Annotated in this window: 27 protein-coding genes and 2 pseudogenes; 19 read left to right on the forward strand and 10 right to left on the reverse strand. The window is 66.8% G+C overall.

The annotated features are described in order from the left end of the window. The first annotated feature begins 63 nt into the window (after positions 1 to 63). A complete protein-coding gene (locus D3H54_RS06915; RefSeq protein WP_149378419.1) occupies positions 64 to 465 on the forward strand; it encodes a hypothetical protein in 402 nt (133 codons plus the stop codon). On the opposite strand, the gene D3H54_RS06920 is transcribed toward D3H54_RS06915, so the two are convergent. From D3H54_RS06920 to D3H54_RS06935, 4 genes are read right to left on the reverse strand one after another with little or no spacing between them, the layout of a single operon-like run. Then, positions 466 to 1,539 (reverse strand): 3-beta-hydroxysteroid dehydrogenase, encoded by a 1,074-nt coding sequence (locus D3H54_RS06920; RefSeq protein ID WP_168215043.1) that lies wholly within the window; start codon positions 1,537 to 1,539, stop codon positions 466 to 468. 52 nt (positions 1,540 to 1,591) lie between these two features. Further along, positions 1,592 to 1,822: an exodeoxyribonuclease VII small subunit gene (locus D3H54_RS06925; protein ID WP_149378421.1), complete on the reverse strand. Its 231-nt coding sequence runs from the start codon at positions 1,820 to 1,822 to the stop codon at positions 1,592 to 1,594. After that, entirely contained in the window at positions 1,819 to 3,057 is a 1,239-nt protein-coding gene (xseA, locus tag D3H54_RS06930; RefSeq protein ID WP_149378422.1) for an exodeoxyribonuclease VII large subunit, read from the reverse strand. The genes D3H54_RS06925 and xseA overlap by 4 nt, the downstream gene beginning before the upstream one ends. Further along, a complete protein-coding gene (locus tag D3H54_RS06935) occupies positions 3,054 to 3,623 on the reverse strand; it encodes a lipid droplet-associated protein (protein WP_149378423.1) in 570 nt (189 codons plus the stop codon). Before D3H54_RS06935 ends, xseA begins: the two co-directional genes overlap by 4 nt. Positions 3,624 to 3,677: 54 nt before the next feature. Here D3H54_RS06935 and D3H54_RS06940 point away from each other — a divergent pair, with 54 nt between their 5' ends. Continuing rightward, positions 3,678 to 4,679 carry a 4-hydroxy-3-methylbut-2-enyl diphosphate reductase gene (locus tag D3H54_RS06940; RefSeq protein WP_102809372.1) on the forward strand — a complete coding sequence of 334 codons (1,002 nt, stop codon included), beginning with the start codon at positions 3,678 to 3,680 and terminating at the stop codon, positions 4,677 to 4,679. Positions 4,680 to 4,689: 10 nt separating this feature from the next. Here D3H54_RS06940 and D3H54_RS06945 read toward each other — a convergent pair whose 3' ends face one another. Next, positions 4,690 to 5,802 carry a DUF6542 domain-containing protein gene (locus D3H54_RS06945; protein ID WP_286199152.1) on the reverse strand — a complete coding sequence of 371 codons (1,113 nt, stop codon included), beginning with the start codon at positions 5,800 to 5,802 and terminating at the stop codon, positions 4,690 to 4,692. Between the two features lie 120 nt (positions 5,803 to 5,922). Between D3H54_RS06945 and ychF the strand changes: the two genes are divergently transcribed. The 4 genes from ychF to D3H54_RS06965 all read left to right on the forward strand — a co-directional run bounded on the left by ychF (position 5,923) and on the right by D3H54_RS06965 (position 8,530). Further along, positions 5,923 to 6,996, forward strand: coding sequence for a redox-regulated ATPase YchF (gene ychF / locus D3H54_RS06950; RefSeq protein ID WP_149378425.1), 1,074 nt, complete (start codon positions 5,923 to 5,925; stop codon positions 6,994 to 6,996). 14 nt (positions 6,997 to 7,010) lie between these two features. Next, a complete protein-coding gene (locus D3H54_RS06955) occupies positions 7,011 to 7,304 on the forward strand; it encodes a putative quinol monooxygenase (RefSeq protein ID WP_149378426.1) in 294 nt (97 codons plus the stop codon). 175 nt (positions 7,305 to 7,479) lie between these two features. Then, positions 7,480 to 7,878, forward strand: a complete 399-nt coding sequence (locus D3H54_RS06960) for a VOC family protein (RefSeq protein ID WP_149378427.1) — start codon at positions 7,480 to 7,482, stop codon at positions 7,876 to 7,878. Between the two features lie 13 nt (positions 7,879 to 7,891). Beyond that, on the forward strand, positions 7,892 to 8,530 hold the full coding sequence (locus tag D3H54_RS06965) for a class I SAM-dependent methyltransferase (protein ID WP_149378428.1): 639 nt from the start codon (positions 7,892 to 7,894) through the stop codon (positions 8,528 to 8,530). On the opposite strand, the gene D3H54_RS06970 is transcribed toward D3H54_RS06965, so the two are convergent. Further along, positions 8,527 to 8,886, reverse strand: a complete 360-nt coding sequence (locus D3H54_RS06970) for an Rv2640c family ArsR-like transcriptional regulator (protein WP_149378429.1) — start codon at positions 8,884 to 8,886, stop codon at positions 8,527 to 8,529. The two genes, D3H54_RS06965 and D3H54_RS06970, sit on opposite strands and share 4 nt — an antisense overlap. A gap of 95 nt (positions 8,887 to 8,981) precedes the next feature. Between D3H54_RS06970 and D3H54_RS06975 the strand changes: the two genes are divergently transcribed. From D3H54_RS06975 to D3H54_RS07000, 6 genes and pseudogenes are all read left to right on the forward strand, one after another. Beyond that, positions 8,982 to 9,461 carry an ArsI/CadI family heavy metal resistance metalloenzyme gene (locus tag D3H54_RS06975; RefSeq protein WP_149378430.1) on the forward strand — a complete coding sequence of 160 codons (480 nt, stop codon included), beginning with the start codon at positions 8,982 to 8,984 and terminating at the stop codon, positions 9,459 to 9,461. A gap of 2 nt (positions 9,462 to 9,463) precedes the next feature. After that, a pseudogene (gene arsB / locus D3H54_RS06980) lies at positions 9,464 to 10,520 on the forward strand (ACR3 family arsenite efflux transporter); the annotation flags it as partial. 70 nt (positions 10,521 to 10,590) lie between these two features. Next, positions 10,591 to 10,995, forward strand: a pseudogene (locus D3H54_RS06985) (arsenate reductase ArsC); the annotation flags it as partial. A gap of 57 nt (positions 10,996 to 11,052) precedes the next feature. Continuing rightward, positions 11,053 to 11,622, forward strand: a complete 570-nt coding sequence (locus tag D3H54_RS06990) for a dihydrofolate reductase family protein (protein ID WP_149378433.1) — start codon at positions 11,053 to 11,055, stop codon at positions 11,620 to 11,622. Between the two features lie 121 nt (positions 11,623 to 11,743). Continuing rightward, complete coding sequence (locus D3H54_RS06995) at positions 11,744 to 12,211, forward strand: PAS domain S-box protein (RefSeq protein WP_168214800.1); 468 nt, start codon at positions 11,744 to 11,746, stop codon at positions 12,209 to 12,211. A gap of 20 nt (positions 12,212 to 12,231) precedes the next feature. Next, positions 12,232 to 13,416, forward strand: coding sequence for a sensor domain-containing diguanylate cyclase (locus D3H54_RS07000; protein WP_286199153.1), 1,185 nt, complete (start codon positions 12,232 to 12,234; stop codon positions 13,414 to 13,416). Positions 13,417 to 13,420: 4 nt separating this feature from the next. Here D3H54_RS07000 and D3H54_RS07005 read toward each other — a convergent pair whose 3' ends face one another. After that, positions 13,421 to 14,104, reverse strand: a complete 684-nt coding sequence (locus D3H54_RS07005; protein WP_149378436.1) for a class I SAM-dependent methyltransferase — start codon at positions 14,102 to 14,104, stop codon at positions 13,421 to 13,423. Positions 14,105 to 14,210: 106 nt separating this feature from the next. On the opposite strand from D3H54_RS07005, the gene D3H54_RS07010 reads away from it, so the two are divergent. Both D3H54_RS07010 and D3H54_RS07015 read left to right on the forward strand, forming a co-directional pair. Next, positions 14,211 to 14,735, forward strand: coding sequence for a DUF1942 domain-containing protein (locus D3H54_RS07010; protein ID WP_149378437.1), 525 nt, complete (start codon positions 14,211 to 14,213; stop codon positions 14,733 to 14,735). Positions 14,736 to 14,756: 21 nt separating this feature from the next. Then, positions 14,757 to 15,068, forward strand: a complete 312-nt coding sequence (locus D3H54_RS07015; protein ID WP_168214801.1) for a hypothetical protein — start codon at positions 14,757 to 14,759, stop codon at positions 15,066 to 15,068. A 4-nt stretch (positions 15,069 to 15,072) separates the two neighbouring features. Here the strand turns inward: D3H54_RS07015 and D3H54_RS07020 are convergent, their stop codons facing one another. Continuing rightward, on the reverse strand, positions 15,073 to 15,753 hold the full coding sequence (locus D3H54_RS07020; protein ID WP_149383390.1) for a guanylate cyclase: 681 nt from the start codon (positions 15,751 to 15,753) through the stop codon (positions 15,073 to 15,075). Between the two features lie 37 nt (positions 15,754 to 15,790). On the opposite strand from D3H54_RS07020, the gene D3H54_RS07025 reads away from it, so the two are divergent. After that, entirely contained in the window at positions 15,791 to 15,967 is a 177-nt protein-coding gene (locus D3H54_RS07025) for a hypothetical protein (protein WP_149378439.1), read from the forward strand. On the opposite strand, the gene D3H54_RS07030 is transcribed toward D3H54_RS07025, so the two are convergent. Beyond that, positions 15,964 to 16,752 carry an adenylate/guanylate cyclase domain-containing protein gene (locus tag D3H54_RS07030; protein ID WP_149378440.1) on the reverse strand — a complete coding sequence of 263 codons (789 nt, stop codon included), beginning with the start codon at positions 16,750 to 16,752 and terminating at the stop codon, positions 15,964 to 15,966. The genes D3H54_RS07025 and D3H54_RS07030 overlap by 4 nt on opposite strands. A 34-nt stretch (positions 16,753 to 16,786) precedes the next feature. Between D3H54_RS07030 and D3H54_RS07035 the strand changes: the two genes are divergently transcribed. The 3 genes from D3H54_RS07035 (at position 16,787) to D3H54_RS07045 (ending at position 21,325) form a co-directional block, all read left to right on the forward strand. After that, the gene (locus tag D3H54_RS07035) at positions 16,787 to 17,719 is read left to right on the forward strand and encodes a hypothetical protein (RefSeq protein ID WP_149378441.1); all 933 of its coding nucleotides are present in this window, start codon (positions 16,787 to 16,789) and stop codon (positions 17,717 to 17,719) included. Positions 17,720 to 17,783: 64 nt separating this feature from the next. Then, on the forward strand, positions 17,784 to 20,405 hold the full coding sequence (locus D3H54_RS07040) for a helix-turn-helix transcriptional regulator (RefSeq protein WP_149378442.1): 2,622 nt from the start codon (positions 17,784 to 17,786) through the stop codon (positions 20,403 to 20,405). Between the two features lie 8 nt (positions 20,406 to 20,413). Beyond that, entirely contained in the window at positions 20,414 to 21,325 is a 912-nt protein-coding gene (locus tag D3H54_RS07045; protein WP_149378443.1) for a 2-hydroxyacid dehydrogenase, read from the forward strand. Here D3H54_RS07045 and D3H54_RS07050 read toward each other — a convergent pair. Further along, positions 21,322 to 22,182, reverse strand: a complete 861-nt coding sequence (locus D3H54_RS07050; RefSeq protein ID WP_432246508.1) for an alpha/beta fold hydrolase — start codon at positions 22,180 to 22,182, stop codon at positions 21,322 to 21,324. The genes D3H54_RS07045 and D3H54_RS07050 overlap by 4 nt on opposite strands. A 109-nt stretch (positions 22,183 to 22,291) precedes the next feature. On the opposite strand from D3H54_RS07050, the gene D3H54_RS07055 reads away from it, so the two are divergent. Beyond that, entirely contained in the window at positions 22,292 to 22,765 is a 474-nt protein-coding gene (locus D3H54_RS07055; protein ID WP_149378445.1) for a VOC family protein, read from the forward strand. Positions 22,766 to 22,836 lie beyond the last annotated feature (71 nt).

Here is a 22,836-nt window from a genome sequence, read left to right on the forward strand (position 1 = left end):
GATGGAGCGCATGCCGCTTCTCACCAACAATTCACGAATCGCCGAGATCGCTAGGCTCGAGGTATGTGGAGGCAGAGCGGCCTGGTGGTGGCGGCCCTGTTGACCGCGGTATCGGCGGGCTGCGGAGCACGGGACTCGCACCCGGCGCCGACGACGGCAGGCGCGGTACTGCTCAACAATGTCTCCGTCGCCGAGGTGCTGAACGCCATCACGAAGGCCAAGCTGCCCGCGGTCAACGCACGCGACGAGACGGCGTCGACCTGCCCGACGGCCGGCTGCCTGGAGGCGACCGACACCGACACGGTGTCCATCCTGAAGTTTCCGAGCACCGGCCGCGCGGAGCTCTACGCCGCCGCGGTGCCCGACATGCTCCAGGTCGAAGACATCGTGGTGGTGTTCGCCCCGACACTGACGAGCGAGCAGAAGACCGCCTACGGGCAAGCCGTCAAGAACGCAATGCGCTAGCTAGCCCTTCATCTCGGCGTAGAGGTCGGTGTAGTACGGCAGGCAGTGCTCGAGCGCCTCACCGGTGGTGTAGAGCGGCTGGTAGCCCAGGTCACGGTGAGCCTTGGCGATCGAGAAGTAGTTGTCGATCGACACCCGTTCCACCGCAAGCGGTTCCAGCGGCGGCTGGGGGAACTTGAACTTGAAGTGCAGCCACTGCCAGCCGGTCAGGATGGCATGGACGAAGCCGCCGGGAATCCAGACCGTCGGCCACTTCTCGCCGCAGGCCTCCACCACCGGCCGGGAGAAGTCGAACATGTTGATCGGCTCACCGTCGTTGATGAAGTAGGCCTGCCCGGGTGCGGTGCCACCGGGCACCAAATGTTCTGCGGCCAGGATGAATCCGTGCACGAGGTTGTGCACGTAGGAGTTGTCGAGCTTGGCGTCCTTGTTGCCGACGAGAACCTTGACGTGCCCGGCGATCACTCGCTCGAAGAGCTTGCGGAACATGGTCTGATCACCTCGGCCCCAGATGCCGCTGGGCCGGATCGAACAGGTCAGCAGCCCGTTCACGCCGTTCTGGCTCAGCACGAACTTCTCGGCCACCACCTTGGTCTCGGTGTAGAGGTCGTTGAAACGTGCTGTGTACGGCAGTGTTTCGTCGCCGTTGACGATCCGCTGGCCACCCATGACCACGCTGTTGGAGGCGGTGTAGACGAACCGCTTGACGCCGGCCGCCTGGGCCGCGTGCACCAGGTTCTTGGTCCCTTCGACATTCACGTCGAAGCTGCGCTTGCGGTACTCCTCGGTGACCGACGCCCCGCCCATCAAGTCGATGATCGCCGCGGTGTGGATGATCGTGTCGATCCCGTCGACGGCGGCGGCCACGGTGGCGGTGTCACAGATGTCGCCCTGGACCACCTCGAGGCGCTCGTGGGAGGGCAACGCTGACGGTGCCCGGTCGAAGGCGCGAACGAAATGTCCACGGTCCAGCAGCTCGGTCACGAGGTTGGCGCCGACGAATCCGGCGCCGCCAGTCACCAGGACGCGGCCCAGCTCGGTTGTCAGGGTGGCATCACTCATGGCGGGGAGAATAACTGAAACACGTTCCAGTTTTCCAATGTTGCAGGTTAGCGCGCTGGCCGGATCACTCCTCGTCGGCGTCGCGGGCGGCCAGCGCATCTTCGATGCGTTTGCGCGCTCCGGCTAAGTGCTCCTCGCAGCGTCGTGCCAGTTCCTCGCCTCGTTCCCACAGTTTCAGCGACGAATCAAGATCGAGCCCGCCTTGCTCGAGCACCCGAACGACCTCGATCAGCTGATCCCGGCAATCTTCGTAGCCAAGCTGACTAATGGGCGTCGTCTCGTCTGGCGTGCTCATGGGGATCCGTCCGTCGGGCCTGTGCTGTTTGCGCCGATCGCACCGTCGCCGACGCGGATACGCAGCCGGGTGCCGGCCGGTGCGTCGGCCGTGGTGCGAAGAATCGCGGCTTCTCCGTGTTGGTCCAGTACCTGGACCACCGCGTAACCGCGCGCCAAGGTGGCCGCCGGACCCAGGGTGGCCAGCCGCGCCGCCAGGTGGCCGATCCGGTCGGATTCGCCTGCGACCAGCCGTTTGACATCGCGGCGGACGCAGGCCCGGGCCCGCTCGATCTCCTCGGTGCGGTGTGTCAGCGCGCCCAATGGATCGGCCAGCACGGGCCGGCTACGCAGATGGGTGACGGTGCGCTGCTCGCGGCCGACCCAATTGCGCAGAGCCTGCGCACTGCGGTGCCGAAGTTCGGACACCAGCGCCAGCTCGGCCGCCGTGTCGGGCACCACCCTCTTGGCGGCGTCGGTCGGGGTGGCCGCCCGCATATCGGCGACCAGGTCGCACAGCGGGTTGTCCGGCTCATGGCCGACGGCGCTGACCACCGGTGTGGTGCACGCGGCGATCTCACGGCACAGCGTCTCGTCGGAGAACGGCAGCAGGTCTTCCACGCTGCCACCGCCGCGGGCGATCACGATCACGTCGACCTCGGGGTCGGCGTCGAGTTCGCGCAACGCCTCGACGATCTGTGCCACCGCGTTGACGCCCTGCACAGCGGTGTTGCGGATCGCAAAGCGCACCGCGGGCCAGCGGGCGGCGGCCACCGTCGTCACATCGTGCTCGGCCGCACTGGCCCGTCCCGTGATCAGGCCGACGGTCGATGGCAGGAACGGCAGCGGGCGCTTGAGCCGAGGGTCGAACAGTCCCTCGGCCTCCAGCAGCCTGCGCAGCCGTTCGATACGGGCCAGCAGCTCACCCACGCCGACGGCGCGAATGTCGCTGACGCGCAAGGAAAACGAGCCGCGCACGGTGTAGAAGCTCGGCTTGCCGCACACCACCACCTGGGTGCCCTCGGTGAGCTTCACCGGCGCCGAGAGCAGCAGGTCACGCGAGCAGCTGACATCGAGCGACATGTTGGCCGCCGGATCGCGCAGCACCATGTAGGCGGTGGAATTGCGCACGTTGATCTGGGTCAGCTGACCCTCGACCCACACCGTGCCGAGCTTGTCGATCCAGCCGGCCACGCGGATGGCCACCGCGCGGACGGGATACGGGTTCTCCGCAGAGTTGCTTTGAGCGCTGGTCACTTGGCGGACGCGCGGGTGATCCTGTTGGCCAGCAGCGTCTGGAACGGCGCGCGCGACTTGGAGGCTTCCTCGTACGCCAACAGCGCTTCGAGGTCGGCCACGCTCAGCGACTGCAGCCGGGCGCGCAGCTGAGCCAGCGTCAGCGACTCGTAATCGAGTTCCTCGGCGATCGGCGGCGCGCTCGTGGGGGCCGTTGCCCGCGACGACGGCTGGGCCGAGGTTTGCGACTTCACCTCGACGCCGTCGGTGGTGCTGTACAGCGCGAACCGGCCCTCGGTGAGGCGCTCGCCGTCCTGTATAGGCGCGTCGTCGTCTGCGGCGGAGTCCTCGTCGAAGGTCGCCCACTCGGGCTGCTCGTCCTTCGGCGGGAAGATGTTCTCCAGGGCGCTGTCGCCCTTGATCACCAGGTCGGCCAGGTCCTGCTGAACCTTCATGACGATGTGCGCGATGTTGCTCGCCACCGTCATCGGATACATCAGGATCGTGGAGGGCAGCTTGCGGGTTTCCTCGATGGCGGTCACGGCGGCGCCGACCAGCAGACGAACCCCATATGGTGCTGTTGCCATGGCAGACAGCCTACGGCTGGCCCCGCCGCGTTGCGGGAACGTACCCTGGAAACCATGCCGCCTACCGTCAACATGGGGATTCCCGGTGCCGCCAGTACGGCTGCCGGGCCCGTTACCGGCAAGCGGGTGCTGCTGGCCGAGCCGCGCGGTTACTGCGCGGGCGTGGACCGCGCGGTGGAGACCGTCGAACGCGCCCTGGAGAAGCACGGCGCGCCGGTCTACGTACGACACGAGATCGTGCACAACCGCTACGTGGTGGACACCCTGGCCAAGGCCGGTGCGGTGTTCGTCGAGCAGACCGACGAGGTGCCCGAAGGCGCCATCGTCGTGTTCTCCGCCCACGGTGTGGCGCCGACCGTGCACGAGGAGGCGGCCGCCCGCAATCTGCAGACCATCGACGCGACTTGCCCGCTGGTCACCAAGGTGCACAACGAGGCCAAGCGGTTCGCCCGCGACGACTACGACATCCTGCTCGTCGGCCACGAGGGCCACGAAGAGGTCGTCGGCACCGCCGGTGAGGCGCCCGACCACGTTCAGGTGGTCGACAACCCGGACGCCGTGGACAAGGTGACGGTGCGCGACCCGAACAAGGTGATCTGGCTGTCCCAGACCACGCTGAGCGTCGACGAGACCATGGAGACGGTGCGACGGCTGCGGGAGAAGTTCCCGACGCTGCAGGACCCGCCCAGCGATGACATCTGCTACGCCACCCAGAACCGGCAGGGCGCGGTCAAGGCGATGGCGCCGGAGTGCGACCTGGTGATCGTCGTCGGCTCGCGGAATTCGTCCAACTCGGTGCGGCTGGTCGAGGTGGCGCTGGGCGCCGGCTCGAAAGCGGCCAAGCTCGTCGACTACGCCGACGACATCGACCCGGCCTGGTTGTCGGGTGTGACGACGGTCGGCGTGACGTCGGGTGCCTCGGTTCCCGAGGTCCTGGTGCGCGGGGTGCTGGACCGGCTGGCCGAATACGGCTACGGAACCGTGCAGACGGTGACGACGGCCAACGAGACGCTGGTGTTCGCGCTACCGCGCGAGATCCGGCCCGCCCGCACCTGAGTTCGGCGGCTCAGCGGTCGGAACGCCAGGATTCGGCGTCCCAGTCGTTCGCACTGGGGCGACGTGACCTCGGCTGGCGGCCCGGCTCCGGGTCGATGTCACCGCGATAACGCACCCTCGACACCGGGTGATGGGTGTCGCTGTCGCCGTTTGTCCGCCCGGGCGGACGTTGCCGGGTCGGCGGTTCGTAGGGCGGATAAGGCTCGTAGGACGGGTAGGCCTCGCGCGGCTCGAAGCGGCTGCTGCGCCGCGGAGGTGAGCCGTATGGATCCCTGCGTTCGCGCGCTTCGCGAGCTTCGCGGGGCTCACGCGGCTCGCGCCGTGACGACGTGCGGCTATTCGGGTCACGCGGCTGGCGGCGGCGCCGCGGAGTCTCGGGGTAGTCGAGCGCGTCGGGCTCGGCATCGGCCGGACGACGAGCCGACTGGCGTCGGGGCCGCTCCGGCCCCTCGGTGATGTCCTCGAGCGGCGGACGGGCATGCCGCGAGCGGGTCGGTGGCGGACGCTTGGCGGGCCGCTCCGAGCGGGGGCGCCGTTGCGCGGTCGCGGGTCGGTCGATGCTGTGCTTGCGCTTGGGTGCATCGTCGGCGTCGTCATCGTCCTCGACGTCACCGCGCTGGATCACCGACGAGAACTTGGCCGCCAGCCCGGCGAAAAGGCCGGGGCCCGCGGCGGTTTCATCGTCGCCATCGGGGCGGACGGCCGCCGACGATTTGGCCGACATTCCGAAATACCAGCGCACCAACCCGATCAGCAGGACGCCGGCCGAGGTGAACAGCATCAGCGGGAAGCGCTCGATCAGCGGGTAGCCGAAGTTGATCAGGGTGTCCTTGACGCCGGTGAAGGCTGCGCCGTGAAACAGGAAGTAGGAGCCGGGCACCATGACGAACAGGATCAGCGGAGGCTGAATGACGGCGGTGAAAATACTGGAGTGGCGCACTGCGAGAACGGCCGCCACACAACCGAGCGCGTACATGGCGGCGAAGACGTTGCCGAGTTCCTTGTTGCCTGAGCCCGCATCGAAGGCGAAGCCAATTGTGGTGGCGATCACAGCAATCAGGACGGCGGCCCACCATGGCACGCCGGACAGGTTCGGGTGCGCCGAGCGGTTCGCGGGCGCCACGGAGGACCTCGCTCGCTGTGCTGACACACGTAGACCGTACCGGCTCCGGCTGAATGTGGACCGTCAGCGGGGCCGCAAGCGGAGGGGTCGTCCGGGGCTTTCTCCTAGACTGTCTTCTCTGTGAGCCTGAGCCTGGGAATTGTCGGTCTGCCCAACGTGGGAAAATCCACCCTATTCAATGCGCTGACCCGCAATAACGTGCTGGCAGCCAACTATCCGTTCGCCACGATCGAGCCGAATGAGGGCGTCGTCCCGCTGCCCGACCCGCGGCTGACCAAACTGGCCGAGATCTTCGGCTCCGAGCGGATCCTGCCGGCGCCGGTCACGTTCGTCGACATTGCCGGCATCGTCAAAGGCGCCTCGGAAGGCGCGGGGTTGGGCAACAAGTTCCTGGCCAACATCCGCGAGTGCGACGCGATCTGTCAGGTGGTCCGGGTGTTCGCCGACGACGACGTCGTGCACGTCGACGGCAAGGTGGACCCGAAGTCCGACATCGAGGTCATCGAGACCGAGCTGATCCTGGCCGATCTGCAAACCCTCGAGAAGGCCGTGCCGCGGCTGGAGAAGGAAGCCCGCAACAACAAGGACCGCAAGCCGGTGTTCGAGGCCGCTGTGGCTGCGCAGGAGCTACTGAACGGCGGCACGACCCTGTTCGCCAGCGGCAAGGACTGGTCGCTGCTGCGCGAGCTGAACCTGATGACCATCAAGCCGTTCCTGTACGTGTTCAACGCCGACGAATCGGTGCTCACCGATGACGCGCGCATCGCCGAGCTGCGTGCGCTGGTGGCGCCGGCCGATGCGGTGTTCCTGGACGCGAAGATCGAGGCCGAGCTCCAAGAACTCGACGACGAGTCGGCAGCCGAGCTGCTGGAGTCGATCGGCCAGAGTGAGCGCGGGCTGGATGCGTTGGCGCGCGCCGGTTTTCACACGTTGAACCTGCAGACCTATCTGACCGCGGGGCCAAAAGAGGCGCGCGCCTGGACAATTCACCGTGGGGACACCGCGCCGAAGGCGGCCGGAGTGATTCACACCGACTTCGAGAAGGGCTTCATCAAGGCTGAGGTCGTGTCCTACAACGACTTGGTGGAAGCGGGCACGATGGCCGCGGCGAAGGCGGCAGGCAAGGTGCGGATGGAAGGCAAGGACTACGTCATGGCCGACGGTGACGTGGTGGAGTTCCGGTTCAACGTGTAGGTCGCGTCCCTGAAATGACACCGCAAGTCGTCCTCAGCGGGCAGTTGGTGTGTGCGACTGATGACGAAGCGGCGACAGTCCACCGGCATCTGCCACGTCACGTCGAGCTGACGCGTGCCGAGTCGGGGTGTGTCTCATTCGAGGTACATCGGACCGATGATCACTATGTCTGGCAAGTTGACGAACGGTTTGTCAACGACGCAGCATTCGACGCGCATCAGGCGCGGGTTGCCGCGAGCGAGTGGGGTCGGGTCACCGCAGGAATCGAACGCCGGTACTCGATCCGTCGAACGATGGATGAATCGTGACTCAGAGGTTGAACGTCTAGTCGGACGGTTCACCATCGAGATTGCCCTGAAGGCTGCGATCCGACGAAAATCACGACCATAGCGGCGGTCTCGACGTTGATTGGCAGCGGAATGCGGTGGAGTTCCGCTTCAACGTCTAGGGGACCTGTCGGTGGGCGGGTCTAGCTTGGGCGCCATGAAGCTAGTGTCGATCCGCGTCATCACCGCAGATGTGAAGCGTCTCGTCTCGTTCTACGAGATGGTCACCGGGGCCGAGGCGATCTGGGGCAACGAACTATTCGCCGAGATCCCTACACCGGTGGGCACGCTGGCCATCGGCAGTGACAAGACCGTGCCGTTGTTCGGCGCGGGATCTGCCGAACCGGCCGCCAATCGCAGCGCCATCATCGAGTTCATCGTGGCTGACGTAGATGCCGAATACGTACGCCTGCAGGGACAATTGGACGAGGTCGTCACCGAGCCGACCACCATGCCATGGGGCAATCGCGCGCTGTTGTTCCGCGACCCCGACGGCAACCTGGTCAACCTGTTCACCCCGGTCACCGACGATGCTCGGGCCAAGTTCGGCGGCTGATCTAATGACGGGTATGTCGCTCGTCGACCGCGCGCTCGCCGGGTTGTCTCGCCAGCTCGGTGACCCCACCGGATTCGCAGGCCGAATCGTCGGTCGGGTCCTCAACCGTGGCAATCGGTCACTTGTCGTCGCCGCCGTCGCTGCCACGGAGTGCGGGCTGGCCGCCGACATCGCTGACATCGGATTCGGCGGGGGCGTCGGACTCGACATCTTGCTCGATCGCGAGGGCACGGCTGTGCACGGCGTCGAGATGTCGGAGACGATGCTCGCACAGGCGCGGCGTCGGTTCGCTGATGACATCGCTCGCGGTCGGTTACGCCTGTACGCCGGCCGGATGGAGAGTCTGCCTCTCGACGATTCCGCACTGGACGCGATCATCTCGACGAACACGATCTACTTCGTGCCCGATCTCGCCGCGGCGTTCGCAGAGCTCGCTCGCGTACTGCGCCCGGGCGGGCGATTGGTGCTCGGGATCGGTGATCCGGATCAGATGGCCAAGATGCCCTTCACCCGCCATGGTTTTCGGCTGCGGCCCGTCGACGAACTCGTGTCGGCTATCCGTGAAGCTGGTTTCGATCAGATCGAGGACAGGCGGGTGGGTAATGGCCCACGTGCCTTCCATCTTCTGGTGTGCGACCGTCCGGTGATCTAACGGCAGCAGTTCGGGTCCAGGACAGTGCAGAGCGCCACCAGCGCTTCGCGGCACGGTCGGTGGTAGACGTTCATTCCGCGGCGCTCGGATTCGACCAGACCTGCGCGACGCAACTGGGACAGATGGTGGCTGACGGTTGACTCGCTCAGTTCGACCGCCGCTGCCAGGTCGCAACTACACACCTCGCCCGCGTCCGAACCGAACAGCAATGAGACCAGCTTGACCCGAACAGGGTCCGCTAAAGCCTTGAGCCGCAACGCGATCTCGAGTGCCGCCTGATCGCTGACGGGACCGGCGGCCACCGGCGCGCAGCAGACCGGCGCGGACATGTCCACCGTGGGCAGTGTCTTCGGCATGACCACATCTTGCCATGGATATTGACATACGTCGAAGAGGTGGCATCATCGTGTATGTCCGTAGTTCGACATAAGCCACATAGGTAGGAGCCGTCATGTCCCGCGCTCAACTGGCCCTCAACGTCGATGACCTGGCCGAGGCCATCACGTTCTATTCGAAGTTGTTCAACACCGAACCGGCCAAGGTGAAGCCGGGTTACGCGAACTTCGCTGTCGTCGACCCGCCGTTGAAGCTGGTCCTGCTTGAAAACCCAGGAAAGGGCGGCACCATCAACCACCTTGGCGTCGAGGTCGAATCAAGCGAGACCGTCCACGCTGAGATCGCCCGCCTCACCAACGAAGGTCTGTTCACCGACGAGGAGATCGGCACCACCTGCTGCTTCGCCACCCAGGACAAGGTCTGGGTGACGGGACCCGCCGGAGAGAAATGGGAGGTCTACACCGTCCTTGCCGATTCGGACACCTTCGGCAACAGCCCCGAACACTCTGAGGGAGGCACCGCCGAGGGCGGCGTCTGCTGTGGCGGCGCCGCTGCCGATGCCGACGAATCGACCGCTACCAACGCCTGCTGCTGATCGTGAACGCCCCCTCAGCAGTCGGCGTCGACACCGCGGTCGTCGGGAAGCTGTCGCTACTGGACCGATTCCTGCCGGTATGGATCGGCCTTGCCATGGCGGTCGGTCTACTCCTGGGTCGTCTGGTACCCGGGCTGAACACCGCGCTGGACAAGGTGCAGGTCGACGGCATCTCGCTGCCCATTGCGCTGGGCCTGCTGATCATGATGTATCCGGTCCTGGCCAAGGTCCGCTACGACCGCTTGGACACCGTCACCGGGGACCGCAAACTACTCATCAGTTCGCTGCTGTTGAACTGGGTCCTCGGGCCCGCGCTGATGTTCGCCCTGGCCTGGTTGCTGCTGCCCGATCTACCCGAGTACCGCACCGGACTCATCATCGTCGGCCTCGCCCGCTGCATTGCCATGGTCATCATCTGGAATGACCTCGCCTGTGGCGACCGCGAAGCCGCCGCCGTCCTCGTCGCCCTCAACTCGGTGTTCCAGGTCGTCATGTTCGCAGTGCTCGGCTGGTTCTACCTGTCCGTGCTGCCTGGCTGGCTGGGGCTGGCACAGACCACCATCAGCACCTCGCCGTGGCAGATCGCCAAATCAGTGCTGATCTTCCTGGGCATCCCACTGCTCGCCGGCTACCTATCCCGGCGGCTGGGGGAGAAAGCCAAGGGCCGCGAGTGGTACGAATCCACATTCCTGCCGAGAATCGGACCGTGGGCCCTCTACGGGTTGCTGTTCACCATCGTCATTCTTTTTGCGCTGCAAGGTGATCAGATCACCAGTCGCCCGCTGGACGTCGTCCGCATCGCTCTGCCGCTCCTGGCTTACTTCGCGATCATGTGGGGCGGTGGATACCTGCTCGGCGCACTACTCGGGCTGGGCTATCAGCGCACCACCACCCTGGCGTTCACCGCAGCGGGCAACAACTTCGAGCTCGCGATCGCTGTCGCCATCGCCACCTATGGCGCAACGTCCGGGCAGGCACTCGCCGGAGTGGTCGGCCCCCTGATCGAAGTGCCCGTCCTCGTTGCCTTGGTCTACGTCTCGCTCGCACTCCGACGCCGTTTCACTGACGCCGCTTCACCGCGGACCCCGAAGCCTGACAGGAGCACACCATGAATGACGCCACCACCACGAAGCCCACCGTGCTCTTTCTGTGCACCCACAATGCTGGCCGTTCCCAAATGGCGCTCGGATACTTCAACCACCTCGCCGGAGACCACGCAGTGGCGAGGTCGGGAGGCTCGGAACCAGCCAACGAAATCAACCCCGCCGCCGTGGCCGCAATGGCCGAGATCGGCATCGACATCGCGCGGGAGTTCCCCAAGCCATGGACCGATGAGATCGTCCGGGCCGCCGACGTCGTGGTCACCATGGGGTGCGGTGACTCTTGCCCGTTCTTCCCCGGAAAGCGTTATGAGAACTGGGAACTGCCCGACCCCGCAGGCCAGGGGATCGACGCCGTCCGCCCGATCCGCGACGAGATCGAGGCGCGGGTGCGCGGGCTTCTCGCCGAACTCGGCATCCAACCCGCCGTGTGATCTCCACACCAGTCGAGTTCCGCGATGAGTTCGGCCTGATGCGAGAGTCTCAAAGGCATGGGAAAGCTGATTTTCACCGCGAGCATGTCCATCGACGGCTACGTCGCCGATACTGCCGGCGACTTTCAATGGTCGGCCCCCGAGGGGGCGGTGTTCGCCGTCCACGTCGAGCGGATGGGCGAAATATCGACCGAGGTGCTGGGGCGCCGGACCTTCGAGTTGATGGAGTACTGGGAGACCGATCCCGTCGACCAGGTCTGGACCGCGGCCGAGCAGGAGTTCGCCCGCCGCTGGCGGCGCATCGACAAGGTGGTGGCGTCCTCGACCCTCACGCGCGACGACATCGGATCGGACCGCGTCCGTCTGGTGCCGGACTTGAGCCTGGCAGAGCTGAAGCGAATCGTCGACGACGCGCCCGGAGTGGTCGAGATCTTCGGGCCGACCGTCGCGGCCGACGCGATCCGGGCCGGCCTGATCGAGGAATTCCAGTTCTTCGTGGTCCCGAAGGTGGTGGGTGGCGGGCTGCGCGCACTACCCGACGATGTGCAGCTCGATCTGGCGCTCGCCGGGCACGAGACGTTCGACAACGGCATTGCTCATCTGCGCTACGTACCTCGCGGAGGCTAGCCGTTAAGCAAGGCAACCCTTATGTGTGACAGCAAGATTCGATGTCGGGGTAACGCGCCCGAAGCGGGCGGTGAAACCTAGACTCACGCAAGACAAGGTCAGCGGCGGCCAAGGGGGTCGGGTGGACGGGGGTGCACAGGTCTCCGTCGACGCGCTGGCGGCAGAGGCGGGTTTCGCAGCACTGCCGCCAGACGCCGGCATCGTCGTGCAGAACTCCGAGGGTGAGATCATCGCCGCCTCCACAGTGGCCCAGGAGATCCTCGGGTTGTCGTCCGACCAGATGCTCGGTCGGACGTCGCAGGATCCGCGCTGGGCCGCCGTGGACGAAGACGGCCGATTCCTCGAAGGGGAAGAGAACCCCGCCATGGTCGCTCGGCGCACCCGGGTCGCGGTGCGGGACAGGATCATGGGCGTCCATCGCCCCGGCAGTGACGCCGCGGGACGCCACGTCTGGCTTCGCGTCGACGCCGTACCGCTCTTCCGAGCCGACAACCCCGACCCGTGGGTGGTGGTGGCGGCCTTCCGGCCGCTCAGCGGCGAACCCTTGCACGCTCTTCAGCTACGCGATCCGAGCGCCTCTTTCGGATGATTGCCGAGTACAGCTCCGATATGGTCGCCTGGCAGCTGGTCGTGGACACCACATTCCTGTGGGTGTCGCCGGCGTCGCGCACCGTCCTGGGCTTCGAGCCGGACGCGCTGATCGGGACCTACGGGATCGATCTGGTCCACCCCGACGAACGTGCCTCGCTGGCGGAAAGCTGGAAGACCACCAGCGGTGCGGTGACGAGATTCACGATGCGAATGCGGCACGCGGATGGCCAGTACCGCTGGATCGAGACCACCGCGCACGTCCTGCCCGCCGACGGGAACATGCCGCAGCAGATGATCACCGCTCACCGCGACGTGAGCGACCGCGTGCAGGCCGAACGTGCCCGCGACGCCGCGGTGCGGATGTTCGAACTGGCGATGAGCCATGCCACCATCGGCGTCGGCTGGCGCAGGCGTGACGGAACACTCTCTCGGGTCAATCCCGCGCTGTGCAACATCCTCGGAAGACGCGCCGAGCAGCTGATCGGACACTCGCTGGAAGAGTTCGCCACAGACGGATCCGAATTCGAGGACGCCATCGCCGCCGTGCACAGCGGAGCGCATAGCCACCACGAAGGTGAACGCCAGTTCGTCCGGCCGGACGGGACGGTGGCCTGGTGTCTTCACACCGAAATCGGGTTGCCCGACGAGTCCGGAATGGTCACCCATTTTCTGGTTCAACTCCAAGACATCACCGAACAGAAGCGGGCCGCCGCTCAGCTCGAACACGCTGCGTCGACTGACCCGCTCACGGGACTGTCCAACCGGACTGTTCTGGAAGATCGACTCACTCGCGCTCTTGCCAGGGCGAGACTCACCAAGACCCAGGTTGGCGTGTTGTTCATCGACCTGGACAACTTCAAGAGTGTCAACGACCGATACGGCCATGATATGGGCGATAAAGTGCTGTGCGAGATAGGAATTCGTTTATCCACCGCGGTGCGTGACGCCGACACGGTTGTCCGCCTGGGCGGCGACGAGTTCGTCGTGGTCCGCGAACGGCTACACGACCTCACCCAGTTGGACGACCTCGCCGAGCACATCCGTCGCCGTCTGTTGGCACCCTTCGACCTCGATTCCCACGCGCTGAGCATCAGCGCCAGTATCGGCCGCGCCGCCGGCTCTGATCTCACTGCCGCGCAACTACTTTCCCGGGCCGACGAAGCGATGTACCGAACCAAACGCGACCGGCCCGGCCGGGGTTAGGCACTCAGGCGTAGCCGACCCAGCCGCGAAAGGTGAACGCCGTAAAGAACTCGGTGACATCGGTGAAGCCCGCCTCTCGCAGAATGGCACGGTCCTCGTCCGGCGAGAGAACAGGAACCTCGCCGGCAATGGCGTTGCGCGCCTTGTCGACATCCGCAGGATCGATGCCCGCAGCGATGAGGTTCGCGACGTGCCTGCCGATCCACAAGTCCCGTTCACCACCGTCGTGCGGAAAGCTCATGTGCGCAACGACGAACGGTGCACCGGGCGCCAACCGCTGCCGGACCTGTGCGACCGTCTCGAGGCGGAGCTCCCGGGGCAGGAAGTGCAGTGTCAACAGACTTGTCGCGGCGGCGAATGGGCCGTCCGGAGCGTCCTCGATGTATCCATGGTGCATGCGCACCCGCGCCGCATGCGGTCCGAGGTTTCGCGCCGCAAGCTGCAGCATTGCCGCCGACGGGTCCACGGCGTCGAACGTCCACCCCGGCTGGGCTTGGGCGAATGACTTGGTTTCCAGGCCTCCGCCGGCCCCGAGCACCAGAACCCTGGCATCGGACGGCGCGCGTTCATCGATGAGAACCGTGGCCATCCGGTGGATGTCGCGGTAGGCGGGCACCATCTGCGCCGCGCGGTCGGCGTACATCTCGACGTGGCGCGGATCATCGAACGGGTTCGTGGTTGAGGTCACCTCCCGATGGTGCTGACGGACGAGCGATATCGGCAAGGGGATTTGCTAATCAGGCAATGCGGCGGCGTCGGGCTGGCCGCTGCCACCCGCGCGCTAGTATCCGCCAATGCGCGGAACACGTTTGGTCGGAGTCCCTCTCGGCCTGTTGGCCATCGCACTCATGAGTGCGGCGTGCGGGAATTCCAACCAGACCGCCCAACAGTCGCCTCCCAGCACACCTGCCAGTACGTCGATGGCGCCCACGCTGGAAGCGGTCGCGTTCGGCACCAAGGTCGACATCGCGTCGTCCGACGGCACGGCGGCCTACATCGTCGACAACCTGCAGCCGGTGCCGCCCGACGCCCAGATCGTCCCGGCCAAGGGCGCGATGTACGCCGTCGACGTCACGATCGTCGCCAAGAGCGGCACACCGACCTACAACGGCTTCTACCTCGTCGCGCGCGCCGCCGACGGGTCGAACATCGCGCCCGCCGTCGGTGCTGTCCGGCCCGGCATCACCTCAGGCCAGCTCGCGCAGGACCAGCAGGTCGCCGGCCACGTCGCCTACGACGTCCCGCCGGGCCAGACCATCACCGCGATCCAGTTCCGCGACCCGAAAGGCAAGGTGCTGGCGGTCTGGGGCGCGGGGTAGGTTCAGCTCGGGAGGTGGGTCATGCGATGGGGGATCGGACGATCGGTGACCGCGCTGTGCGGCGCGGCCGCTGCTCCGATCGTGTTCGCGTCGGTGGCCTCGGCCGACACGGCGCAGGCCACCATCGACGACCTGCAGTCCCAGGGCTACGTCGTCGCGATCAACTGGGTCGACGGCAATACCGGTGCGCCGTTGTCATCCTGCCGGGTGGTCGCCGTCCACAATCCCGACAGCTCGCCCGGGGAGTCGACCAGCGCGACCACCGTCTACGTCGACCTGTCGTGCCCGCACCGTGAGTCGCCGGTCGGTATCGGCGTCGGCGTCGGCTTCTGACGAATCAGTCTGCCAGGACCTGTATTTCGGCACCGAGTCGATAGCTGTCGACCAGGGGTAGCGTGTCGCCGCTCCAGAACCGGCCGGGATCGAACCAGTTCTCGTTCTTCTCGGTGTCCAGCAAGCCCATCTCCTCATAGGTGATGGCCACCGTCTCCGCGCAATAGGCCGTCTGCAACCCGACTTCACGCTCGGCCTGCTTGCGCCGCTCCGCGGATTGTCGAACCTTCTTGTGTACGACCGGGATTCCCCGCGTCCAATCGCTCACCGTGGGTAGCCGGCCGCGCAGCCAGCGGCCGGTCAACCGCGCGGTCGACGGGAACGGGGTGCCGTCCATCCGGGCGATCACCTTGAGCAGCTGATCTTCGTGCTCGCGGCTGACGTCGGGGGTGAGCTGGCGCAGCCAGCACCGCTGACCGTAGTGGTGCAGCCATTGCTCGACGGCCTCCCGGGCATCGTTGAGCTGTACCCCGCGGTGATTGGTGCCGGTCCACAGGTCCAGCAGCTTGTGGCCGAGCTCGGCATGCCAGATCAACGGCGGCAGATCGTCGATCGCCACCGTCATGCCGACATGGTTGACCGGCGCGTTGGTCAAAGTCTGGATCGCCCGGTCCGGGCCCGACCCGCCGCGGAACAACCAGACGTCACCGGTTCGGGTTTCGTTCAGCGCCTGTGTCAACGACACGGTGTGCTCACTCACCAGCGCAGCATAATGTGATCGCATGCGCGGTATCTGGAAGTGGATCGGTCTGGCCGGTGCGGCCGGCGTCGTCGCGGGCGGGGTACTCGTCGCCCGGGACCAGCGGCGCCGCAAGGCATACACCCCCGACGAGATCCGCGCCCGGCTGCACCAGCGGCACGTCGAAGCCGCTAAAAACCAGGTGGCACCGAAGAACTAGGCCACCGCGTAGAGCCGGTGGGTACCGCTGAATCCCTTCAGTTCGGCGTCCCGCCCCTCGTCGAAGGTCTGCTGATCGCCGACGGCGGTCCGCACCGACTCGCTCACCAGGATCTCGCCGCCGTCGGCCTGACTGGCGACGCGGGCTGCCATCGCGACGTTGCGGCCAAACAGGTCGTCACCGCGGCGCACCGACTTGCCCATGTGGATACCGATCCGCACTCGAATGCTGTTGTTTCGCAGCCTTTTCGCGTCGCGGGCCAATTCCCGCTGCATCGCCGCCGCGCAGCTCACCGCAGCGGCGGGATCGGCGAAGGCCACCATGAACCCGTCGCCCTGACTCTTGACAACGTGGCCGTCGTGTTTGTTCACCAACCGCCGGACCATCCGGTCGTGGCTACCGATGAGCTTGACCCACGCTCGGTCCCCGATGCGTTCGTTGAGTGCCGTGGACTCCTCGATGTCGGAGAACATCACCACCACCTTGCCGTCGGGTGCCAGCCGGGCCAGATCGGGCCGCTCCACGTCGGCCCAGTCGGCGAGCTCCTCGATCGACGATCGCACCGCGCCGCCCAGGCCCTGGGTGCGGACCAGGTTGGCGGTCTGCCACACCTGCTTGACCGCCTCCCGGCCGCCCGTCCACAGCATGTTGCGGGTGTCCAGGCGCCCGCGCAGCTCCTCGGTTTCCCGCCGGCTGGCGGCCAGCCGTGAGCGCATCACCAGCAGCGCGATCGCCTCGGCCACGGCCAGCACCGCCAACACCGCAGCCACGATCGTCCAACCCACTGTGCGCCGCCCTTCTGTCCGCGATCCTGAACAGATGATGCCTCCTTACTACGAGAGCAGATTCATCCGTGCGAATCACCCCCGGCGCGCGCAGGCCATCTGGCTGCGCTGGACGCGACTGCTACCCCAACCCGGCGACGCGGTGGCCGACGTCTGGGTGATGCTGTTCGACCCCGACGGCGCAGGCAACCGCGCCCTCAAGGTGGCCCACCCGCTGTCCGACGCCGACTACCTGTCCGATCCGTGGTCGGCCAGGATCGCCGACACCGTGATCGACGACGTGCACGCCCGCGCGACGCTCGACGGCGCGTCATGCGACCTGGCCATCACCCCCGGTGACGAACCGCCGGTCAAACTCCTCACCGACCGCTCCTATACGGCGAAGTTCCCGACCGCCAAGACGCAGGTACGCCACCCGCTGGCCCGTTTCGACGGCACGGTGACCCTCGGCGACACCCGAGTCGCCGTCGACTCGTGGACGGGCAGTGTCAACCACAACTGGGGCAGCAAGCACACCCCGGCGTACGCCTTCGGCCAGGTGTGCGGATTCGACGAGCACCCGAAGTCCAGCCTGGAGGTGGTCACCGCGCACGCCGCCCTCGGACCGCTGCGGTTGCCTGCCACCACCCTGTTCGTCCTGCGCCACGCGGGCTGGGAGGTGGCCGTGCGGTCGATACTTGGCACCCGGCGCACCCACGGTTCGTACGAGCCGTTCCGGTGGTCGTTCGGCGGCCGTACCGACGGATTCGAGCTGCACGGCGAGATCCGCACCGAAACCGGCGATGTCATCGGGCTGACCTACACCGACACCAACAGTGCCATCAAGTACTGCTACAACTCCGCGCTGGCGAACTGTCGAATCACCCTGTCCGGCAACGGTCTTGATGCCGAGCTGACCGCGTCGCGCCGCGCGATGTTCGAAATCCTGACCGACCAGCGGCACGGCGGCGTGCCGCTGTTGGCCTAGCCGCGGTCGCCGGACCTTGAGCAATCCGCCCAGTTCAGGGCTTTCGCCTGCGTAAACTGCGGCCGTGGGGGACAGCCGCACCTGGCCCGTCATGCGTCGAGGCAAGGAACTCGCCGCGATCCAGGCGAGCCTGCAGGGCCGGCCTGGCCAATGCGGAACTCTCCTTCTGGGCGATGCCGGTGTCGGCAAGACCACGTTGGCACGGATGGCCGCGCGCACGCTGCGCACCGCCGCGGTGTGGGTCGCCGGCACCGAGTCCGCGCGCGATGTGCCGCTGGGGGTGTTCGCCCATCTGCTCGCCAGCCCGATGCCCACCGACCCGGTAGCCATGCTGGCCGCCGCATTCCACACCGTTCGCCGGGAGAAGCTGGCGCTCATCGGCGTTGACGACGTGCACCTGGTCGACCATCTGTCCGCGACGCTGCTACACCAGCTGGCTGTCGAAGGCGCGGTGCGCATCGTGGCGACCGCCCGCAGCGGCGAGCCGATTCCCGAGACGATCACCGCGCTGTGGAAAGACGGCTACCTGGCCCGATTGGATGTCGCTCCCTTCAGCAAGGCCGAGTCGGTGGCGCTGGTCGAGACGGCGCTCGGGGGCCACCTCGAGCGGCTCTCCGCCGATCTGATGTGGGAAGCCTCCAGCGGCAACGCGCTGTTCGTCCGGCACCTCGTCGAAGGGGCGCTGGAAGCCGGGACCCTGCGCCAGGTCAACGGTGTCTGGCAGCTCCGCGGCGAGACAGCGGTGGCCTCGAAACTGGCGCCGTTGCTGAACAGTCGGCTCGACCGGTTGCCCGACGACGAACGGCGGGCTCTGCAGTTGCTGGCGGTATCGGAGCCGCTGACATTGGCGGTGATGTCCGAACTCGTCGACACCGACACGTTGGAACGTGCCGAGCGGCGAGGGCTGATCCGCGTCGTCGATATCAGCGGCACAGCCGAAATTCACTTCACCCACACGGTGATCGGTGAAGTCATCCGGCAGAGCCTCGGCCAGGTCGCGAGTCGCCGCCTGCGGACCGAGCTGGTGGGCGCGATGGATCTGCACCCGCCGGAGGCGCCGGTGCAACGCGTGCGTCGCGCTGAACTTGCACTCCACTCCGACACCACAATGGACGCCGAATTCTTCTCCCGCGCAGCGGAAGACGCGATCGCCCTGATGAACATCACGCTCGCCGAGCGGCTGGCCCGGGCCGCCGTCGACGCCGGTGGCGGCCTGGTGGCCTCCGAACTGCTCGCGCGGACATTGCTGTGGCAGGGGAGGGCCCCGGAGTCCGAAACGATCCTGGAATCCTTCGACCCCGACACCCTCACCGAGTTGGAACTGGCCCGCTGGGGCATGGCGCGAATTGCGAATCTCCAGTGGTCGATGGGAGATGCCGCGGCCGCCGCCGAGATCCTGAAGATGTTGCAGCAGAGGATCACCCACCCCCGCATCCGGGTGGGGGTCGACAGCCTCGCGGCGGCGCTGGCCGTACTCGACAACCGACTCGACGAGGCCGCAGAGCTGGCAGACAAGGTGCTCGCCGATCCGAGCGCGCCACCGATCGCCGTCGGGTGGGCGGTCTTCGGCGGTGGAATGGCGGCCGCGCTCAAAGGATGCACCGCCGACGCGGCGCGGCTGGCCGCGCGAGGCCACGAGGTCTACGACAAGATCGACGGGCTGCTGCGGTTCCTGCTGGCACTGGGTGAGGTACGCGCCCTGACGCTGGCCGGGGATTTCGCTGCCGCGCAGGCCCGTTCGGGTGACATCGTGCGGATCACCTCGCCCAGCCAGTACCGTGCCCGCGCGATGGCGAACGTCCTGGCCGGCACCGTGGAACTGGGCAGGGGACAACTGCGGGTGGCGATGGGCCGCCTCGAGGAGACTCTGGCCGCCCTCAGCGGTGAGGCCGCCGCCTCCTGGAACGTTCCGGCCAGATTGCTTCTGGTGCAGTGCTATTGCGGACTCGGCTACGATTCGGCCGCCGCACCGCTGGTCACCGAACTACGGGACCTGGTGAGCCGCGCGGCGACGATGTTCGAACCTGCGGTGCGGATCGCCGAGGCGTGGCTGGCCGCAGCCATGGGCCATGTCAGCGGCGCGGTCACGATGGCCCTGCGCGCCGCCGACGTCGCCGCCGAGTCGGGCCAACGTGCCATCGAGCTGATGGCGCTGCACGCCGCCGCACGATTCGGTGACACGACCTGCCTGCCGCGGATAGTCGAGGTGGCCGCGGTGATCGGTGGGCCGCTGGCGGCGATCGATGCGGCACACGCCACCGGTCTGATGAACAACGATGGCGCAGCGGTGTTTTCAGCGTCACAAGAGTTCGAGCGAATCGGCGCCCTGTTGTCGGCGGCCGACGCCGCAGCGCAGGCCGCGGCACTCTTCGATGCCGCCGGACAGCGCAGGCATTCACTGGAAGCCGCGGCGGCCGCCGACCGGCTCGGCAAGGAATGCGGCGGATTGAAGACTCCTGCACTGATGGCCACCTCGAAGCCGCTGCCACTGTCCCGGCGGGAACGCGAGATCGCCCAACTGGTGGTGCGCGGATTGTCCAACCGCGACATCGCCGAACGGCTCGTGGTGTCGACGCGCACCGTCGAGGGGCACCTCTACCGGATGTACCTCAAACTCAACGTGACCAGTCGCGAGGACCTGCGCGACATCATCCGCCACGCGCTCGATGACGGCGGGCCTGGTTGACTGGCGGCATGGCCATCCTCGTCGTCGGCAGGCTCGAACCATCGCTGGAGAAGCAACTGACGGCCAAGCACACACCGCTGCGCCACCCCGTCGACGCGCAGCAGGCCGACGAGGTCACGGTGATCGTGTGCGGTGGCCGGCCGGGTGTCGATGCCGCGCTGATTGATTCGTCGCCCGCCTTGGGTGCCATCGTGAACTTCGGCGCCGGGTACGACGCCATCGACGTCGACGCGGCGCGGGAACGGGGGATCGGGGTGAGCAACACGCCCGACGTGCTCAACGACACCGTCGCCGACACCGCTCTCGGGCTGATCCTGGACACCATGCGCCGGTTCAGCGCCGCCGACCGATACCTGCGGGCCGGCCGCTGGGCCACCGAGGGGCCGTTCCCGTACACCCGCGACCTCAGCGGCAGCCGCGTCGGCATCCTCGGGCTGGGCCGGATCGGCTCGGCGATCGCTACCCGATTACGCGGATTCGACTGTGCCATCGCCTATCACAATCGCCGCGAGCTACCCGACAGCCCGTACCGCTACGCCGCCTCACCGGTGGAGCTGGCCGCTTCCGTCGACGTCCTGGTGGTCGTCACCGCCGGAGGACCCGACACCGCGCATCTGGTGGATCGCGACGTGCTGGAGGCGCTCGGGCCGGACGGTTTCCTGATCAACGTCGCCCGGGGCAGCGTCGTCGACCAGGACGCACTGATCGAGTTCCTGGAAGCGGGCCGGCTGGCCGGCGCCGGTCTCGACGTCTACGCGGCCGAGCCCGACGTGCCCGTCCGGCTGTGGGAACTCGACAACGTGGTCCTGTTGCCGCACATGGGCAGCGCCACCGCCCGAACCCGAACAGCCATGGCCACTCTGGCGATGCGCAACCTGGAGGAGTTCCTCGCCCGCGGTCAGCTGGTCACACCGGTCTAGCGGGTGACGAAGGAGACGACGGCCTCACTGAAGGCGTCGTTGTCGTCCCCGGCGGCGGTGTGGCCGGCATCGGAGAGTTCGACGAACTCCGCGCCGGGCACCTTCGTCAGGAAGTCTTGCACCCCTTCGGCACTGACCACATCGGACAGCTTCCCCCGGATCAGCAGGATCGGGATGGTCAGGTCGATGGCGGCCTGTTCGAGCCGCTCCACCCGGCCGAACGGATCGTCTTTCGGGGCGGTCAGGAACGCCGGATCCCAATGCCAGAACCACCGGCCGTCCCGGAACCGCAGGTTCTTCTTGAGACCGTCGAGGTTCTTCGGCCGTGTGCGGTGCGGAAGGTATTCGGCGATGGCGTCGGCGGCCTGTTCCAGGTTGTCGAAGCCGTCCACATTGCTGAACATGAAGTCCCGGATCCGGGCGCTGCCGTCCTTCTCGAAGCGGGGCACCACGTCGACCAGTACCAACTTCGTCACCACGGCAGGACCGGCCTCCTTGGCCACCAGAATGCTGGTCAGCCCGCCCATGCTGGCCCCGATCAGCACCACCGGGCGGCCGATCTGCTCGAGCACCCGAAGCACGTCGGCGGACAGCGAGTCGACGCTGTAGTCGGCGTCCGGGGCGCGGTCGCTGTCGCCGTGCCCGCGGGCGTCCAGCGCGATCACGTGAAAACCGTGGTCGGCGAGCACCTGCCCGGTGTTCTTCCAGGAGAACCGGTTCTGCCCGCCGCCGTGCAGCATGAGGATCGTCGGGCGCTCGGCCGCCGAGGCGGCGCCCCGGTTCCACTCGTCGGCCACGAGGGCGAGCTCGTCGGTGCCGCGGAACTCGACTGTCTGACCGCTGTTCGTGCTGCTCACCGGCATCCTCTCGACCGAACCTGAACAGCACGTTACATAGCGGTCCTATCGATGAGTTTCGGGACCCCGGCCGGTCAATCCCTTCGACTGTCCCGGAGAGGAGACCCCCATGCCCACGATCACCCCGTCGCTGTGGTTCGACAACGACCTCGAGGAGGCGATGCGGTTCTACACCGGCATCTTCCCGAATTCGTCCATCGAGTACGTGAATCGCTACACCGACGCGGGTCCCGGCACCGCCGGCCAGGTCGTGTCGGCCGGCTTCACCCTGGACGGCAGCCGGTTCGTCGGCATCAACGGCGGCCCGGTGTTCTCGTTCACCGAAGCGGTGTCCTTCCTGATCGAGTGCGCTGACCAGGCCGAAGTCGACTACTACTGGGATGCGCTGGTCACCGGTGGCCAGGAATCGCAGTGCGGTTGGCTCAAGGACCGATTCGGGCTGAGCTGGCAGGTGGTGCCCACCCGGCTCTATGAGCTGTTGTCCGACCCCGACCAGACCCGGGCGGCCGCCGCGACCAAGGCGATGCTCGGGATGCGCAGAATCGTCATCGCCGAGCTGGAGGCCGCTGTGGCGAACCCGTGACGGCCCTCACAGCGCCTACCGGTAGCCTTTCGCCCCAAGTGCGGGTGATCGGAGCCCGGTAACGCCGCAGA

Source organism: Mycobacterium sp. ELW1, assembly GCF_008329905.1.
Taxonomy (GTDB): Bacteria; Actinomycetota; Actinomycetes; order Mycobacteriales; family Mycobacteriaceae; genus Mycobacterium.